The organism is Apibacter mensalis, from assembly GCF_001418685.1.
In the GTDB taxonomy this organism is placed as follows: domain Bacteria; phylum Bacteroidota; class Bacteroidia; order Flavobacteriales; family Weeksellaceae; genus Apibacter; species Apibacter mensalis.
On record NZ_LIVM01000009.1, the window covers coordinates 15,785 to 34,869 of the forward strand.

Sequence of the window (19,085 nt, forward strand, 5' to 3'; positions counted from 1 at the left end):
GTTGAATTTTTTACGGTTTGGCATCACAGTATAGTTTTTTTATAAGATACATACAATAAAAACATAAAAATAAAATTAAAATACAAAATACTTTATGACAAGTAATAAAAAAATTTTAGATTTACATTATTTTAGAAAACATATTTATGAATTTACAAGATTTAGACCAGAATTGGATTGAACAATTTGAAAAGCCTTTGGTAATAGCGGGGCCTTGCAGTGCTGAAAGTGAAAAGCAAGTAATGGAAATTGCAGAACGAATGGATCGGAATTATATGCAGGTGTTTCGTGCAGGTATCTGGAAACCGCGAACTAAACCCGGAAGTTTTGAAGGGGTAGGAGCCATCGGCCTTAATTGGCTAAAAAAGGTAAAGGATGAATTTAATATGCCTATAGCTACAGAAGTAGCAAATGCATCTCATGCAAAATTAGCTTTAGAATTTGATGTGGATTACCTTTGGATCGGAGCTCGTTCAACTGTAAATCCTTTTACCATTCAAGAAATAGCAGAATCTTTAAGAGATACAGATAAAGTAATTTTGGTTAAAAATCCTGTAAATCCGGATTTGGATTTGTGGATAGGCGCATTGGAAAGATTAGTAGCTCAAGGAATTAAAAAGTTAGGAGTAATTCATAGAGGCTTCTCTTCCTATAACCAATCTAAATATAGAAATAATCCACAATGGCAAATAGCCTTAGAACTTAAAGATAGATTTCCAAATATTCCTATCCTTGGAGATCCGTCTCATATAACCGGAAGAAGAGATTTAATAGCAGAAGTAGCTCAACAAGCCTTTAATTTAGAATATAACGGGCTAATGGTTGAAGTGCATAATAATCCTGATGGAGCATGGAGTGATTCCAAACAACAAATTACTCCCGAAGCCTTAAAAGATATATTGGTTGATATTATATTAAGAAAAAAGAATGATAATTCTGATGATTTTTCAGCCCAATTAAACAGGTATAGAGGAGAAATAGATGAGCTGGATAATCAGTTATTAGGATTATTAGCAGCTAGAATGGATGTTGCTAAGAAAATCGGAACTCTCAAAAAAGAACATAATGTAGCTATTTTCCAACCGGATCGATGGAATGTTTTAAAAAAATTAGCAATACGTAATGGAGAAAGAATGGGATTATCTGAAGATTTTTTAGAACATCTGTTAGTTTCCATTCATAAAGAATCTGTTGAACTGCAGAATAAAATTATGGAAAAATAATTATAAGTTTAGTGTATTATTTAGTATATTAGTAGAAATGCATCATCGTTACGATGCATTTTTTATATTTATGAGCTATGAATGAGGCAATTGTATTAAAATCAACAGGAAGTTGGTATCTGGTAAAAGACATAAATTCAGGAAAAGTTTATGATGCTCGTATTCGTGGTAAATTTAAAAAGGAAAAAATTAGAAGCACTAATCCGCTGGCAGTAGGAGATCGGGTACATTTCGAATTGGAGGATAATGATGTAGCTTGGATTACAAAAATAAACCTAAGAAAAAATTATATCATACGTAAATCGGTTAATTTGTCCAAAGAAACTCATATAATAGCATCTAATATAGACCTGGCATGTATCATCTTTACCCTAAAATATCCCCAAACATCTCTGGGTTTTTTGAACAGATGTTTAATTACTTGTGAAGCCTATCAAATTCCTGCTTTGATTGTATTTAATAAAATCGATTTGTTATCCGAAGCGGAGCTTACCGAATTGCAGGAAATTGAAGAAATATATTTAAATATCGGATATAATACGTTACGAATTTCAGCATTAACTAAAGCTAGTATAGAAGAGCTGAAAAATAGGGTTAAGGATAAAACATCCGTATTTTTAGGACATTCTGGAAGTGGTAAATCATCTACCATAAATGCTCTACAAGAAGATTTGAATTTAAAAACTGCAACTATATCCAATTATAATGAAAAGGGTAAGCATACTACGACTTTTGCACAAATGTATGAATGGGATTTCGGAGGTAATATAATTGATATTCCCGGAATTAAAGAATTTGAATTAGTAGATATTCACAAAGAAGAATTACAAGATTATTTTCCAGAAATCTTACGATATAAACCCTATTGTAAATATAATAATTGCTTACATATTAATGAGCCTCAATGCGCTATAATTGAGTCAGTTAAAAACGGTAAAATATCCGAAAAAAGATACTCTCATTATTTAAAATTAATTCAGGAGTTGAATTAATTAATATGAATCTATTTTGTATTGTATAAAGAATTTTTACTAAAATAAAAAAGTCGGATTTCGTAGAAATCCGACTTTTTATGTAATTTACAATCTTTTGCTTAGTTTACACCTCCACCTAATGCTTTATATAGGTCAATTGAGGCTTGTAATTGTTGAAGTTTATCATTTACTTGACTTAGCCTGGCGTTTAATAAGTCTCTTTCAGCATTTAAAACTTCAGTATAATTAGCATCGCTATATATTAACAATTGTTTAGTATAGTCTACAGATTTAACCAAAGAATTAATCTGTAAATTTCTGTCATAATCTTTACTTTTAGCTTTTTCATAAGCAAATAAAGCATTAGAAACTTCAACACTTGAATTTAATACCGAATTCTTAAAATTAAGCAGTGCTTCTTCTTGTTGAGCTTGTCTTATTCTAAGTTGGCTTCTTAATTTTCCTTGATTGAAAATAGGTTGTGTTAAACCTCCAACTACGCTTGCAAAAAGGCTTGAGTGGTCAAAGAAGTTATCTAAATTCTTTAAGGTAGAATAACCGGCATTACCGGTAATAGTTAAAGAAGGATATAAAGATGCTTTTGCAACATTTGTATCTTCAAATGCAGCACGGTAAGCATACTCATACATCATTACATCCGGCCTTTTAGATAATAACTGAGCCGGTACTCCATAGTAAAATTGAGTAGGGACGGTTTGTTGATCCATTGAAGATCTTTGAATAGGTCCCGGAGTTCTACCAAGTAGGTAACAAATACTGTTTTCTAAAGCTTTGATATTTTTTTCCAAATCAGGAACACTAACTTGTGTAGAATATAATAAGGCTTTACTTTGTTCAACAGCTGCACCGGTAACTATGTTAGCTTCTTTTAAATCTTCCATAGTTCTAACATTATCTTCTAATAATTTAATGGTACCTAGTGTTATTTTCAATTGTTCATCTAGAGCAATTAAAGAATAATAATTATTCGCAATATTTGCCACTAAAGAAGTTTGAACTAAACGCCTATATGCATCACTTTGAAGATAAGAAGCTAGAGCTGATCTTTTAGCACTGGATATTTTTCCCCAAATATCAAGCTCCCAACTTGCAGATGTTCCTAATTGGAAAACTTCTGAATGAGTTTTAACTCCGTTACCTTGAACTGTATTTAATTTACTGTTAGAATAAGAAGCATCTGCAGACAAACTAGGTAAATAACCTAATTTAGCAGAACGAAGCGCAGCCTCGGTTTGTTTTATTCTTGCTACAGCAATTTGTAAGTCGTAACTATTTTGAATTCCCTCATTAATCAAACTTTGCAAATTTTGATCTTTAAAATAATCTCTCCAAGGGATGTCTGCAATAGTAGTGCTATCTTTGACAGGCATATCCCTATATAATTTGTTATCAGTTATCTGAGGTTTTTCATATTTAGCGGTAATACATGAACTAAGTACTACTGTAAATAATAGTAAGGTTGTATATTGAATTGGTCGAATTTTCATTCTTAATTCTTTTATTTTATTATATTTATTCATCATCATCATCATCACTGTTTTGTTCTCTTAATAGTACGGAAGGCTTATGTGTTGCTTTTTCCTGTAATGATTGGAATACAGCAAATAGCATGGGAGTAACTACTAAACCAATTACAGTACCAATTAACATACCACCAATAGCGGCTGTACCTATTGAACGGTTACCAACAGCCCCTGCACCGGTAGCAACCATTAACGGGAATAACCCGAAAATAAACGCAAATGAGGTCATTAATATAGGTCTTAAACGAGCGACGGCACCTTCAACAGCAGCATCAATTATACTCATACCATGTTCTCTTCTTTGTACTGCATACTCTACAATCAAAATGGAGTTTTTCGCTAGCAAACCGATAAGCATAATTAAACTGATTTGTAAATATATATTGTTTGTTATTCCAAATAATTTAGCAAATAAGAAAGCTCCTGCTAAACCTATAGGTAAAGATATGATGATAGCTAAAGGTAAGATGTAGCTTTCATATAGTGCTGATAATAAGAAATATACGAAAATTAAACACAATAAGAATATATAAATGGTTTGAGAACCACTATTGTTAACTTGCTCTCTGGTCATTCCTGAATATTCAAAAGAATATCCTTGAGGAAGAGTTTGTTTAGCAACTTCTTCAATAGCTCTAACCGCATCACCGGCACTGTATCCTGCATTTGGTTGTCCATTTACAGGTATGGATTGGTAAAGGTTAAATCTTTGTAGAGATTGTGGACCGTAAACTCTTTTTAAGGTAATAAATCCGGCAATGGGTGCCATTTCCCCACTATTGGTTCTTACATACATACCATTAAGATCTTCTACATTTTTTCTGTATTTCGGATCTGCTTGGATCATAACCTTATATTGTTTACCAAATTCGTTATAATTAGAGGCATATAGCCCACCGATATATCCTTGTAAAGCACCTAAAATATCCGTTACGGCTAAACCTGCTTGTTTAACTTTTGCAACATTTACATTAATTTGGTATTGAGGATAGTTCGGGTTAAATGAAGTAGTTGCATACATTATTTCCGGACGTTGGTTTAAGGCTCCTAAGAATTTACCGCTGATTTCATAAAACTTACGAATGTCTCCACCGGTTTTATCTTGAATTTGAAATTCAAAACCATTACTGATACCGAAACCTTGTAGGGTAGGGGTTCCGAAAAAGATAATTCTTCCTCCTTGAATACCTGCTGTTCTTATGAAGAGTTGCTTAACTACATCGTTTATTTGAGTTTTAGGACGTTCCTTCCATGGTTTTAATTTTACAAGAATTACAGAGTAATTTCCTCCTGCACCACTAATGAAGCTCATACCGTTAATTTGGGCAACATTGGATACTCCTTCAATACCCTTAGCTATTTCAAATACTTGTTTGGCAATAGCAGTTGATTGTTCTAATGTTGAAGACGGAGGAAGACTTATATCACCGATGATAAATCCACTATCTTCCTGAGGCACAAAGTCAGTCGGAGTAGTTTTCATCAGATAATATAAAATTCCACAGAAAACCATAATAATTGCAAAAGCGGACCATTTGGCTTTAGAAGTCCAAATCAACACTTTTTTATATTTATTGGTTAAACTTTCAAATGCACCATTAAATCCATCTTTTAATTTTTTAACCACTGTATTGTGTTTTTTGTCATCATGAGGCTTTAATAATAATGCACATAAAGCCGGACTTAAAGTAAGCGCATTAATTGCGGAAAGAACAATGGAAACAGCTAAAGTTAATCCAAACTGTTTGTAGAAAACTCCTGATGTTCCGCCAATAAAACTTACCGGAATAAATACGGCAGACATTACTAGAGTGATGGCCACAATTGCTCCCGCTATTTCATCCATAGCATGTAGGGAAGCCTTTTTGGCATCTTTCATTCCCTCCTCCAATTTAGCATGGACGGCTTCAACGACCACAATGGCGTCGTCCACCACAATACCAATTGCTAAAATTAAAGCGAATAAAGTTAAAATATTAATGGTAAATCCAAATATTAACAGGAAGAAGAATGTACCAACAATAGCCACGATAACTGAAATTGCAGGAATCAAAGTTGATCGTAAATCTTGTAAGAATATTAATACCACGATAAATACTAATACGAATGCTTCAAATAGTGTGTGAATAACTTTTTCTATAGATGCATTAAGAAAATCGTTGGCATTCATCATATATACAGTTTCTACTCCAGGAGGATAAGAACTTTTTGCACTATCTAATACTTTTTCAACTTCGTTAATAATTTGTTGTGCATTGGAACCTGCAGTTTGGGCAATACTGATAATTACCGACGGATTTCCGTCAATAGTTGAAGTAATTTGATAGTTTTCAGAACCTACTTCTACTCTTGCAATATCTTTTAATCTTAAAACATCTCCTGAAGGAAGAGATTTTAAAATCATATTACCGAATTGTTCAGAGCTTACTAAACGACCGGTATATTTTAAAGTATAAGTAAATGTTTGAGCACTGTTTTCCCCTAATGCACCGGGAGCTGCTTCTAAGTTTTGCTCGGCTAATAAAGCATTTATGTCAGCAGGAGTAACTCCATAAGTTGCCATTACGTCGGGTTTCAACCAAATACGCATGGAATAAGTGTTAGCACCCCTTGCTTGAGCATCACCAACTCCGGAGATTCTCTTTATCTGAGGTAATATATTGATGTTCGCATAGTTTTGTAAAAATTTTTGATCATAATTTTTACTTTTACTGACTAAACCGATATACAAGATATTACTACTTTGTGATTTTTGGACAATAACCCCATTTTTAGTTACTTCTGATGGAAGTAAACTGTTGGCACGTGCAGCCAAGTTCTGAACGTTTACGGCTGCAATATCAGGATTAGCATCTTGTTTAAAATAAACGGTAATAGTAGCACTACCGTCATTAGTTGCACTCGATGTTATATAAGTCATGTTTTCAACTCCATTGATTTGTTCTTCTAATGGAATAATAACACTCTTCATGACCACGTCTGCATTTGCGCCCGGATAGTTGGCAGTCACCTGCACCGTTGGTGGGGCAATTTCGGGATATTGGGCAACCGGTAGTGAAACTACCCCTAAAATACCCAGAATCACAATTATAATGGATATAACTGTGGAAAGAACGGGTCTTTCTATAAATGTTTTAAGCATTGTTTTATTTCTTTTTTATATTATTTAAAGTTATAATATGTTTTTTTATGTTAAGAAATTTAAAGTTGAGGTTTTATTTCCATACCCTCTTTTAAATTCTGAATTCCGTTAATAACTATTTTATCGTTTTCATTTAATCCGGAATTAACAATATAGGATTGTCCATCAGGTGTTGGAGTAACTTTAATGGTTACTTGTTTTACTTTATTATCTTTTTGAACAACGAAAACAAAGGTTTGACCTTGTATTTCAAATGTTGCTTTTTGTGGAATAACTAAAGCATTTTCGACAGTAGTACTGATTCGTAAGGATCCGGTAGAACCACTTCTTAAAATACCTTGAGGATTAGGAAAATTAGACCTAAAATTAGCAGAGCCTGTTGACGTGTTAACAATACCGTTTATGGTTTCGATTTTACCTTTTTCATTATATTCTGTACCATCAGCTAAAATTAAAGTAACCGGTTCAGATTTTTTGATTTTTTCTGCTTGTGTTGCCCCCGGTGTATTTTTTAGAAAATCTAATAATTGTTTTTCATTTAAAGAAAAATATACATACACATTGGAAGTATTCGCAACGGTAGTTAATGTAGTTGTGCTATTAACTAAACTACCTAAACGATAAGGTATGGAACCTACAACACCATCAACGGGACTGGTAATAACAGTATAAGATAAATTTGTGTTAGCAATAGCTAAAGAAGTTTGAGCCTGATTCAATGCTGCACGTTTAGTTTGTAAGGCATATTGTGCAGATTCTAATTGATATTTACTCACAATTCCTTTTTCTACAAGGGGGGTGATTTTATTAACATCCATAACCGCGTTATCAACCTGTGCTTTTGCTGTTTTAATAGCAGCTTCGGCATTCAATACATTTTGTTTGTATTGAGGTGCATCTAAAGTAAATAAAACTTGACCTTTTTTAACTACAGAACCTTCATCTACATTAATAGTTTTGATGAATCCTTCCACCATTGGTCTAATTTCAATATCTTCTTCACCTTTAATAGTTGCAGGATAATCTTTTTCCAAAACAGCAGTTTGAGAAGTAACTACTTTTATCGGGTAGGGAAGCACTTGGTTTACTTGTCCTCCACCCATGGCAGCCATTCCTGCAGCGTTTTTTTTGTCACCGCCACAAGATACATATAATGTGGAAGTTGCAGCTGTGAATAGCAATGCTATAATTTGTATTTTTCTGAGTTTCATATTTATGATTTTTCTATATTATTGTTATTTATTATTAAGTTCATATTTTTTATAAGAGGTTTATTAAATTTCATCTACATACGTGTCGTCATCTAAAAGAGTTACTAAATTTTGTTGAAATTGGTTTTGTTGATCTTTTAAAGGACTAAAAAATGAGGTATTAAATTTTTTTATAATCTTAGTTGCATTTTTAATAATTGTTTTTCCATTTTCTGTTAATGAAATTAGTTTTGTTCTTGAATCCTTTTTATTAAATTTTCTTTTTATCCAACCTTTCTTTTGTAAAGTTCGTAAGACAGTAGAGGTAGTCATGGGATCAATACCCGCCTTATCAGAAAGGCTTTTTTGAGATACTTCTGTTTGGTTGGTTTCCCCCCATAATATAGTGAAAAGCAATACTAATTGGCTATGGGTTAAATCTAAGTGTTCAAAATTTTTTTTAAATTCTCTTTGCCAGAGGTTATTTACTTTCCATAATAGGAATCCTGTTTTTTCACTATCCGTAATATTTAGAAGAAATACCTTATAATTAGTTTGCATATTCTTTAATTAACAAAAATTGAAAGTACAAATATAATATGTATACTTACTAAAATGCAAATTATTGTTCGAAGAATTTATAAGTTTCCATATAATATGTGTGCTTATTAAGTGTAATTAACATCATCAAATACCGAGCCGAGATATATTTGACCAGAATATCTGACTATATAATTATCTATTTATTTTAACAATATAAATAAATTTTAACTTAACGTTAATAAATATTTATTTACTAAATGAAGGATTAATTCAGAATTAAGCAATTTTTTTTAAAATTTATTTATTGTCATCAGCCATATGCACGGTAAGTTGAGGAAATGGAATATTAATCTTGGCATGGGTAAATTTCTCATAAATATTTTCATTTAAAAAGAAATACACAGGCCAATAGTCGGCTGACTCAGCCCAAACCCTAACAACAAAATCAATGGAACTATCGTTTAATTTTAATAAGCCAATGAAAGGTTCCGGACTTTTAAGAATGGATGAATTTGAACTAATAATTTCTTCGAGAATGTCTTTGACTTCTTGAAGTGAAGTACCATAATCGACACCAATTGTGATATCTATTCTTCTTTGGGGTTGGGTTGAGAAATTTAATATGGATCCGGTGGAAAGAGGTCCGTTAGGAATATATATAGTTTTATTATCTGAGGTGGTTAAAACAGTATATAAGATACCAATAGATTGAACTACCCCTTCTTGATTTTGAGCTAATATGTGATCTCCAATTTTTATAGGTTTATTAAAAAGGATCATAACTCCCCCTGCAAAATTTCCAAGATTATCTTTCATTGCCATACCTACGGCTAAACCGGCAGAGGCTATTAATGCTGCAAAGGAAGTGGTTTGTATACCTAGAATCCCTATAATAGACATTATCAACAATATATTTAGGGTAATATTGCATAAACTCCCAAGAAATGATTTTACGGAGGGGTCAATTTTTCTCCTTTCTAAAAATTTATGAAATAATTTCTCAATCCATTTTATTAAAAACCATCCTAGGTAATAAACTACTAAACAGGTAACAATTTTTATTCCCAGTTCATAAGCTAAATCTATTAATTTATTAAGCAATTTTTCAATAGCAGTGGGATTAATAATTTCATTAGAAACTGATTGATGATTTACTTGATATAAATTCATTTTTAATTTATTTATTATCTATTAATTTAATGATGGATTCCAAAATATATACCTGGACAAAAATAATACTATTTTGTAATTAAATACTTCTATGATTCAGATATTATTAAAAAAATAGTTTTGTATTTAATTTTTTTATTTTATTATCATTAATACAACTATATTATGAGTTTTTATTTTGATTGCATATTAAATCAAGGGTTTTAATTAATTTTCTATAAATAATTTATATAATAAATTTATACTGTCATAGATCAATATAAAGAAAATATTATTTCAGAATTCTTGGTTAAAAAAAGATAATGGTGAAGATAAAATAAGTTTAATGTAAAATTGAATTTAAGATTATTAAATTAAAATTTTTGAAGTACTTAAAATTATCTAAATTTGTGAAATATTTATGGAAAGCAATAGACAAAAGAAAATAAATCAATTATTACAAAAAGAGTTAGCTGAAATTTTTAGAAAACAATCAGCGGAAATGAATATTAAAATACTTATTTCTGTTACAGAAGTAAAAGTTTCTTCAGATTTAGGTGTAGCAAAAGTATATTTGAGTATTTATCCGCAAGAGTACAGAAAAGCTTTAATGAAGGAGATACAAATTCTTAATCCGAGAATCAGAAAAGCTTTGGGTAATAGAATAGCTAAACAGGTTAGGCAAATTCCTGAATTGATATTTTATCTGGATACAACATTAGATAATGTTGAAAAGATAGAGAAAGCTCTAAAAGGTAAAGATGAAAATCCTATTTTGTAATTTGTGAAAAATTTATCCTGGTACATAGCATTCAGGTATTTTATATCCAAAAAAAGCACACAAGCTGTAAGTATTATTATGTATACTTCACTAACAGCAATAGCGATTGCTACCTGTGCCATGTTTGTTATATTATCGGTATTTAGTGGGTTAGAAAGTTTTAATATAAAACTTTTCAGTGATGTTAATCCGGATTTAAGAATTTTACCGGCAACGGGTAAAACCCTTCCTGATATCGATAAGGTAGTGAAAAAAGTATCTTCTCATTCTGAAGTTAAAGCATTTACGAAAGTCATTGAAGAGAAAGTATATGTATTGTTTTATGAAAAGGATGAAATTGCTTATTTAAAAGGTGTAGATGAAAATTTTTTGAAAGTTGTTAAAATTGATACCTGCTTTCAGGCAGGTAAATTTCCCAATATATCTTCTGATAATGAGGCGGCTTTTGGCAATGCATTAGCCTATAGGTTGGGAGTTCCTATAGATAAAGAATATTATGCTTCCCTTTATATGCCTAAACCGGGAAAGAAATTGATTTCAAATACGGATGATGCATTTGAAAAAGCTTATGTGCATATGACGGGAGTTTTTGCATTAAATGATCAATACGAAAATTATATTTTTGTTCCTATACAAGTATCGCAAAAACTGTTGAATCTACCTTCCAATAGTGCTTTTTCAATAGAACTGAAAGTCAAAAATAATGTAAAATCTTTGCAAAAGCAATTAAAAAAAGAATTAGGGAATCAATATATAATTTTAAATAGACAAGAACAGGATGCATCTTTTTTAAAGATGATGAAAGTGGAACAATTGTTTATATATTTAATGTTCATTTTAGTTATAATAATTGCTTCTTTTAATTTAGCGGGAGCAATTATCATCATAATTTTAGATAAAAAATATCAATCAAAGTCGCTATTAGCATTAGGATATAGTATTTCAGGATTAAAAAAATTATTTTTTAACATCGGAATTATTATTACCATATTTGGTGTTGTAATAGGTATAATTTTAGGAACCATTTTAACATGGTTACAATCAAAATTTGGTTTAGTTATGGCTAATCCTTTTATGCCTTTTCCGGTTAAATTTGATCTTGATAATTATCTTATAGTATTATTTACTGTACTTTTTATTGGATTTTTTGTATCATTTTTCTCTTCGAGAAAATTAAATTTTTAAAAAGTTTTTTTATTTAAATAATTATTATAATATTGCTCATAAAAACAAATCGAAGCTCATTTTTTCTATATTTGTATAACTTAAGAAACATTAATAAATCATTTTAATTGTTTAGTGAACTAGCTATTTTTAACCGTTATTTATAAAATTATGAAAAAAGTAAAAAAGGCCGTTATTCCGGCTGCTGGCTTAGGTACCAGATTTTTACCAGCTACAAAAGCATTAGCTAAAGAAATGCTTCCCATTGTAGATAAACCTACAATACAATTTATAGTAGAAGAGGCAATAAACTCAGGTATAGAAGATATCTTAATTGTTACCGGCAAAGGAAAACGACCTATAGAAGATCATTTTGATTCCAATCCTGAATTAGAGGCTAATCTCAGGGAAAAGCATAAAACGGAACTATTAAAACTTGTTGAAGAAACGACTGATATAAATTTGCATTTTATAAGACAGTCTCACCCCAGAGGATTAGGTCATGCAGTATTACAAGCGAAAGCTTTTGTAGGAAATGAACCATTCGTAGTTATGCTTGGAGATGATATAATGGAAGATAAGGTTCCATTAACAAAACAATTAATATTAGACTATGAGAAGACGTATGCTTCTACTATAGCAGTAATGAAAGTGCCTCATGAAGAAACTTCAAAATACGGAATTATCGCTCCTGAAAGAGAAATAGAAAAAGGATTATATAATGTGCTTAATTTTGTTGAAAAACCTAAGCCTGAAGATGCTCCTAGTGATTTGGCAATTATTGGAAGATATTTATTAACACCGGAAATATTTAGTATTTTGGAAAACCAAGCACCCGGAGCAGGGGGGGAAATCCAATTAACCGATGCTATTGATACGCTGAATAAAATTCAAAGAGTATTCGCCCGTAATTTTTGTGGTATCCGTTATGATGTAGGTGATAAATTTGGATTTTTAAAAACCAATATACAATACGGGTTAGTTCATCCACAAATAAAAGATAATTTACATGATTACATTATTGAGTTAGGTAAAGAATTAGAAAAAAAACAAAACTCAAATAAAGAAAAAATGGCTGTAGTTAGCAAAAAATAATATAATAATAAAATAAAAAAATCTTTCAATCCGTTGAAAGATTTTTTTATTTAAATTTGTTACTGATTAATTTATATTATTTAAGGTGAAATTCCTCCATACCAATAAAATACGGATAATATTCCTTTTTTTTTCAATACTTTTCGTATTTAAAATATTTTCTTTGCAGGAATATATTCACTTAGAACAACACAAGGAAAACAAAATTAGTCATGAACAGTGTCAGCAATGTCATACTATCTTTAATTTTGGAAAATTTCAATTATTTGACGTACCAGAAAGCTATGATTATGTAATACAGCAAAACTTTCTAATAGTAGATTTACCTGACGACATTTATAATTTTATATTTTACAAAAATATAAACCAATCTGATCATTTCAATAGACCTCCTCCTATATTTGCATAATAAGAAATAATATATTTATTTTTTTAATAAATTGAAATAAATATCCGAATGCGTATCTTTTAAAGGATATAAAATTTTTCAATTAGTCATACCTTAGTATTATATAATTTATGAAAAAGACAATACGAGTTTTTTTTACATTTCTCATTTTATTAAGTCTTAATTCCTATGCTCAATGTACTTTCCATATTTTTGGTAAAATAACAGATTTACATACCGGACAAGGAATCAAAAATATTACGATTCAACTTCTCTCTTCTAAAGGAAATGAACTCACAAGTATAACTGATTCGTTTGGAGAATATGCTATTTCAAATTTATGTCAAGATAAGTATCTTGTTAAAATTTCACATCGTGAATATATTACAAAAACTCTTGAAATAATAATAAAGAGTAATTTAAACCAAGATTTTTCATTGGAGCATAATGAAAAAGAATTACAACAAATAATAACTATAGGAAAGTCTTTGGAAAAAACCAAAACATCAATAGAAAATAAATTATCTAAAAATCAAATTAATGAACTTTCCGGCACCAATTTAGGAATTGCGTTATCTACGATAGCCGGAGTAAGTATATTAAGAACCGGAAATAATATAGCAAAACCCATAATTCACGGATTGCATAGCAGCCGAGTACCTATATTCAATAATGCTATAAGACAAGAAGATCAGCAATGGGGAGTAGAACATGCTCCGGATATTGACCTCAATCTGGCAAATTCCATTTCAATAATTAAAGGAGCAGGAGCCTTACAATACGCCGGGGATGCAACCGGAGGTATTGTTTTAGTGGAACCTAAAAAATTATATGCTAAGGATACACTGACAGGAAGCTTGTTAACCTCATATGTTTCTAATGGTAAGGGGGAAAATATAACTGCCCAATTAGATAAAGGATGGAAAAAAGGTTGGGCCTTACGCTTACAAGGCACTTATAAAAGATCCGGTGATTTAATGGCGCCTGATTATGTTATGTCCAATACTGGTCTTAAAGAAAATGATTTTTCAATTCAAGTTGGACGTAATCACAGCAAATATGGAGTAGAATTATTTTATAGTTATTTTGGTTCAGAAATAGGAATTTTAAAGGCCGCGCTTATCGGTAACTTAGAAAATCTTTTGAATGCTATCAATAATAAGCAACCGTTGGTTATTGATGATTTTACAATGAAAATAAATTCACCCAAGCAGAAAATCCAACATAATCTATTTAAATTTAATACTCATTATAATTTTAGTTTAGGTAAATTAAGTTTAGTATACGGATATCAATTCAATAATCGAAAAGAATATGATATCAGAAGGAGCGAATTCGCCAATAAAGCATCACTCAATTTAGATCTAACCACACATACGGTTAATTTAGATTTTGAATCTTCAAACGGGACTAAGCTTAGAACAAAGTTAGGAAGCAGTTATTCATATCAAGAAAATTTTCCTAATGCCGGAACCGGTGTAAGTCCATTGATTCCTTTTTATGAAAAAAACAATTATTCTTTTTATTGGATTGAATATTTTAATATTAATAAAGAATTAGTAATTGAAGGAGGAATACGATTTGATCATCAAAAAATTGATGCTTTAAAATTTTATAAAAAAAGTAGATGGGCCTCCTTAGGTTATGATAAAAAATATTCAAAAAAAATAATTAAAGACACCGGATTAAATTATCTGGTAAATCCAGTTCTTACATACGAAGGTTTTGCATCTACATTAGGAGCAAAATTAAAGTTGGGAAATTCAGATAATATTACGTTTAATTATTCCTTGAGTAGCCGGGCACCTAATCCGAGTGAGTTGTTTAGCGATGGATTACATCACTCAGCGGCTTCCATAGATTTAGGCGACTTAGAATTGAAAAATGAAAAATCAAGTAAGATAATGACAACCTATAGAGGTAATTGGCTTAATAATAAGCTTAATTTTGAATTAACGGTTTATTATAATTATATAAACGATTTTATAAATTCGATTCCCATAGGTGCAGAATATACTATAAGAGGAGCTTTTCCAGTATGGCAATATCAACAAACCAATGCCAAAATTTATGGTACAGATCTTATGGCTGATTATCAGTTAGCAGCTCAATTTAAATTTTCAACCAATTTTTCTTATTTAAGAGGAAAAGATATAAAAAATAATTCTTCTTTAATTTCGATGCCACCTTTGCAATGGGTTAATTCAATTGAATATAGAAATAGCAAATGGAAAAACTATTTTGCAAAATTTACATCCACTTCTGTTTTAAAGCAAGCGCATTATCCAAATTATAATTTAGAAATTGATATAGTAAAAAATGGAGTAATGACCTCAGAAACTTTAGATATTAGTTCACCTCCAGCTGCGTATCAGCTTTTTGATTTTGTCACAGGTTTTTCACTCAATATTTCCACTATAAATTTGATGAATATATCCTTAGGAATAAGAAATATTTTTAATACTACATACAGAGATTATATGAATCGATTGCGTTATTATACGGACGAAACTGGAAGAAGCTTTTTATTAAAAATACAATATAACTTTTAACGAATATAAAATAGATATGAAAATTAAAAATTTAACTTTTTTGATAACATTTACTTTACTTTTATCCACCCTTTTGTCCTGTTCTTCCAATGACAGAGATGACATTTTAAATTCATTACCGGAGCATGATCATGATGAAATGACAAAAGTGATATTACAATTTAGAAATAATTTGGATCCGACTTTAATTCGAGAATTCGTTTATGAAGTACCGGAAGGGACCACTGATGTGCCGGTTACGAATATTAATCTACCATCAGGGACTTATAATGTAGAAATAAAATTTTATGCTCAACATGATAATCATTTACATGATGTAACTGATGAAATTTTTATTGAGGATGCCGATGATCATTTTGTTTTATATCAGAAGCTGAATTCCAACGGTTTAAACATATCCTATGCAGAGAATGATAACATAGATACTTTAGGGCGAAAGCTAGGGCATCATACCGTATGGACAGTTGAAGATCAAGCCCTGTCAACTGTTTATATTTATTTGCTACATCAACCGGCAAAGAAAGATCCTAATATATCTTCAGCAGCTCTTTTAGGTGGAGAAATTGATCTAGAAGCTCATTTTAATGTAGGTATCTAAGATTTAAAATAAAAAAATTGATTATACTACAATAAATATCATACAGCTTTTGTTTATAATGTAAATTAATTTTGATAAGTTAATCTCATTTACTTATTAAGAAATTTATATTTACTGGTAAATATAAGTAAAATTGGGTAGCAAAAGTTGTATGAAATTTAATTGTTTATTATTGGCAATTACATGTTTATTTATAAGTAAAGTCAATGCACAAATTAATGTATGTTGGAAGTTAATTTCTGTAAAAAATTATTACAGTCTTGGTATACAGTATAACGGATCTTTATGGGGATGGGGGAAAAATGATAAAAGACAGTTAGGTGATGGTTCAGATCAAAATAAATCTCTTCCCACAGAAGTAGATGTCTCAAAAAAATGGAAGTTGGTTTATTCCGGTTACAATCATACGTTAGGAATAAAAAATGATGGATCCATATGGGGCTGGGGATTGAACGATAACGGACAATTAGGTAATGGTACAAATTTTACAAAAATTTATCCTGTTCAGATAGATAATTCCAAATGGAAAAGTGTTTCTACAGGAGAATTTCATTCTTTGGCTATAAAGGAAAACGGGACCTTATGGGCATGGGGAAGTAATGAAGAAGGTCAGCTGGGAGATGGAACTACTGAGGATAAAAATAGACCGGTTAAAATAGGAAATGCAAAATGGAAATTTATTACGGCAGGATTCAATTATAGTATGGGAATACAGGAAGATGGAACTTTATGGGGTTGGGGTAATAATGAAGATGGTCAATTAGGGACTGATAAATTTAAATATTCGACTATTCCTGTACGAATAGGTTATAGTAAATGGAAATACATCACTTCCGGATTTGATTTTACTTTAGGAATACAGGCCGATGGGAGCCTTTGGGCTTGGGGATATAATGAATTTGGTCAATTAGGTGATAAGTCCAATAGGGATAAGGATTTTCCTGTCCGTATCGGTAATTCCAAATGGAAAATGGTTTCTGCCGGAGAATATCATTCTTTAGGTATACAAGAAGACGGTACACTTTGGGGATGGGGTAAGAATACTAACGGTCAAGTAGGAGATGGGACACAAATTAATAAAAATGCCCCCGTTTTATTGGATAATTCCAAGTGGAAAACTGTATCTGCCGGTTTTGAGCATAGCATAGGTATACATGAAGATGGAAGTTTATGGGGATGGGGTAGAAATGACTATGGAGAACTAGGATTCGGAATAGAATTCAGCAGAAATATTCCAACTCAAATTTCAACTTGTCAATAAAAAAAATGATCAATAGTAATCTCTAACATATTCAAGTACTTTTTGCATGTTTTCTCTAATTTGTTTGGATGAATACTGAAAATTATTATTCATAAAGCTGAATATTAATACTTTTCCTGATTTAGTTTCTAAATATCCACTAAGGTTAGACACCCCTTTCATTCCTCCGGTTTTTGCAAATATATAAGGTGGATTACCTTGGAAATTATTTTTTAAGGTTCCGCTAACTCCTCCTATTGGAAATAAAGAAATTAATCTTTTATAGGGTATATCTTCATATAATTTAGTTAAAATATATACCATATCCTTAGGGGTAAAATTATTATATCTTGAAAGCCCTGAGCCATCTACCCATCTGGGTTGCTGAGGTATATCTTTCAAATATGATGATAACATAAGGCGTATAGTGGCATTGCTGTTTAGTTTATCTGAGATAGAGAGGCTTCCCATCAGTAAAATTTGTTCTGCTAAAAAATTATCGCTGACTAGCATCATTCTCCTGTATAAGCTGTCGCTCGGAATACTATACAAGTATGAAAATTTTTCTTTTGGAAATTTTCCAGTTAGATAAACGAATTTATTTAGTTCTTTTTCCAAGAGTACTTTAGTTAAAGAATCAGAAGTAATAAATGGAATTTGCAATTTTTTATTACCATAAAAATAAAATTTATTTTTTTTAAATTCTCTCGGAAATTCCTTATGGTCAAACTTTACATCATTTATAAAATAAGAAGGATATATTTTAGTAGGTGAAAAGATAGTTACTACGTTACCATAGATAGGAAAAGAGGCACGTTCGGGTGAAAAATATTCTGCATAATCCTCCCAAGACCATCCGGGACCATAACAAGTATCATCAAAATTTCCTGTAAATAAGGCTATAGTTTCCTTTCTGTTTTTTAAAAAATCAATAACTTTTTTTTGGTTAAAATAAGGTTCCAATAAAGTAGGATCGCCGGTTCCGCAAATATAAAGCGTATCATTTTTAGAAATATACTTTAAGGAGGGTAGGGAATCGGGAATTAATTTCATTCCGGTATACAGGGTAAAAATTTTTACATTAGATGCCGGAATGAAATACTTTTCACCTTGGTAATTATAAACTTCTTTTTTTTCTAAAGGATCATATAAATAGAATCCGGACCAATGATTGGAATAAAAATCTGAACTAAAATGTTTATCCAGAAATATATTTTGTGAATAAAGAGAAAAACTGATAAATAGGTAAAGAACTATAGAAAAAATTTTTTTCATACGCTAGATAATTTATAACGTTTTATTCAAAATTACTAATATATGATTTTATAATCTAATTTTTTATCTTAAATTTAAAGTTTATAAAATTAAATTTCATCAATCAATGAATATAGAATAAATAATTCAGAGATTATGGTTTACCATTTTTTGATGCTGAAAAAATGTTTTCTTTTTAATAGAAGAATCAGTTTTTAGAATAAAAGGTAAGATGTTTGCATTAACCT

At 30.6% G+C, this 19,085-nt stretch carries 15 protein-coding genes; 9 read left to right on the forward strand and 6 right to left on the reverse strand.

The window, feature by feature from the left end:
• Nucleotides 1-146 precede the first annotated feature (146 nt).
• Both ASC36_RS07170 and rsgA read left to right on the forward strand, forming a co-directional pair.
• Nucleotides 147-1,223, forward strand: coding sequence for a bifunctional 3-deoxy-7-phosphoheptulonate synthase/chorismate mutase type II (locus ASC36_RS07170; protein ID WP_055425813.1), 1,077 nt, complete (start codon nt 147-149; stop codon nt 1,221-1,223).
• Between the two features lie 77 nt (nt 1,224-1,300).
• Entirely contained in the window at nt 1,301-2,215 is a 915-nt protein-coding gene (rsgA, locus tag ASC36_RS07175; protein ID WP_055425814.1) for a ribosome small subunit-dependent GTPase A, read from the forward strand.
• Between the two features lie 101 nt (nt 2,216-2,316).
• Here the strand turns inward: rsgA and ASC36_RS07180 are convergent, their stop codons facing one another.
• From ASC36_RS07180 to ASC36_RS07200, 5 genes are all read right to left on the reverse strand, one after another.
• Nucleotides 2,317-3,705 carry an efflux transporter outer membrane subunit gene (locus ASC36_RS07180; protein ID WP_055425906.1) on the reverse strand — a complete coding sequence of 463 codons (1,389 nt, stop codon included), beginning with the start codon at nt 3,703-3,705 and terminating at the stop codon, nt 2,317-2,319.
• 25 nt (nt 3,706-3,730) lie between these two features.
• A complete protein-coding gene (locus ASC36_RS07185) occupies nt 3,731-6,883 on the reverse strand; it encodes an efflux RND transporter permease subunit (RefSeq protein ID WP_055425815.1) in 3,153 nt (1,050 codons plus the stop codon).
• A 59-nt stretch (nt 6,884-6,942) separates the two neighbouring features.
• Complete coding sequence (locus ASC36_RS07190) at nt 6,943-8,094, reverse strand: efflux RND transporter periplasmic adaptor subunit (protein WP_055425816.1); 1,152 nt, start codon at nt 8,092-8,094, stop codon at nt 6,943-6,945.
• 63 nt (nt 8,095-8,157) lie between these two features.
• Nucleotides 8,158-8,634, reverse strand: coding sequence for a MarR family winged helix-turn-helix transcriptional regulator (locus tag ASC36_RS07195; protein WP_055425817.1), 477 nt, complete (start codon nt 8,632-8,634; stop codon nt 8,158-8,160).
• Between the two features lie 279 nt (nt 8,635-8,913).
• Nucleotides 8,914-9,786 carry a mechanosensitive ion channel family protein gene (locus tag ASC36_RS07200; RefSeq protein WP_055425818.1) on the reverse strand — a complete coding sequence of 291 codons (873 nt, stop codon included), beginning with the start codon at nt 9,784-9,786 and terminating at the stop codon, nt 8,914-8,916.
• Nucleotides 9,787-10,186: 400 nt separating this feature from the next.
• Between ASC36_RS07200 and rbfA the strand changes: the two genes are divergently transcribed.
• The 7 genes from rbfA to ASC36_RS07235 all read left to right on the forward strand — a co-directional run bounded on the left by rbfA (nt 10,187) and on the right by ASC36_RS07235 (nt 17,604).
• Nucleotides 10,187-10,546 carry a 30S ribosome-binding factor RbfA gene (gene rbfA, locus ASC36_RS07205; protein WP_055425819.1) on the forward strand — a complete coding sequence of 120 codons (360 nt, stop codon included), beginning with the start codon at nt 10,187-10,189 and terminating at the stop codon, nt 10,544-10,546.
• 3 nt (nt 10,547-10,549) lie between these two features.
• Complete coding sequence (locus ASC36_RS07210; RefSeq protein WP_055425820.1) at nt 10,550-11,731, forward strand: ABC transporter permease; 1,182 nt, start codon at nt 10,550-10,552, stop codon at nt 11,729-11,731.
• Between the two features lie 150 nt (nt 11,732-11,881).
• Nucleotides 11,882-12,805 carry a UTP--glucose-1-phosphate uridylyltransferase GalU gene (galU, locus tag ASC36_RS07215; protein WP_055425821.1) on the forward strand — a complete coding sequence of 308 codons (924 nt, stop codon included), beginning with the start codon at nt 11,882-11,884 and terminating at the stop codon, nt 12,803-12,805.
• Between the two features lie 163 nt (nt 12,806-12,968).
• Entirely contained in the window at nt 12,969-13,214 is a 246-nt protein-coding gene (locus ASC36_RS10965) for a hypothetical protein (RefSeq protein WP_141656226.1), read from the forward strand.
• Nucleotides 13,215-13,324: 110 nt separating this feature from the next.
• A complete protein-coding gene (locus tag ASC36_RS07225; protein ID WP_055425823.1) occupies nt 13,325-15,745 on the forward strand; it encodes a TonB-dependent receptor in 2,421 nt (806 codons plus the stop codon).
• 16 nt (nt 15,746-15,761) lie between these two features.
• A complete protein-coding gene (locus tag ASC36_RS07230) occupies nt 15,762-16,343 on the forward strand; it encodes a hypothetical protein (RefSeq protein ID WP_055425824.1) in 582 nt (193 codons plus the stop codon).
• Between the two features lie 151 nt (nt 16,344-16,494).
• Nucleotides 16,495-17,604, forward strand: coding sequence for an RCC1 domain-containing protein (locus ASC36_RS07235; protein ID WP_055425825.1), 1,110 nt, complete (start codon nt 16,495-16,497; stop codon nt 17,602-17,604).
• A 9-nt stretch (nt 17,605-17,613) separates the two neighbouring features.
• On the opposite strand, the gene ASC36_RS07240 is transcribed toward ASC36_RS07235, so the two are convergent.
• Entirely contained in the window at nt 17,614-18,858 is a 1,245-nt protein-coding gene (locus tag ASC36_RS07240) for a D-alanyl-D-alanine carboxypeptidase/D-alanyl-D-alanine-endopeptidase (protein ID WP_055425826.1), read from the reverse strand.
• Nucleotides 18,859-19,085 lie beyond the last annotated feature (227 nt).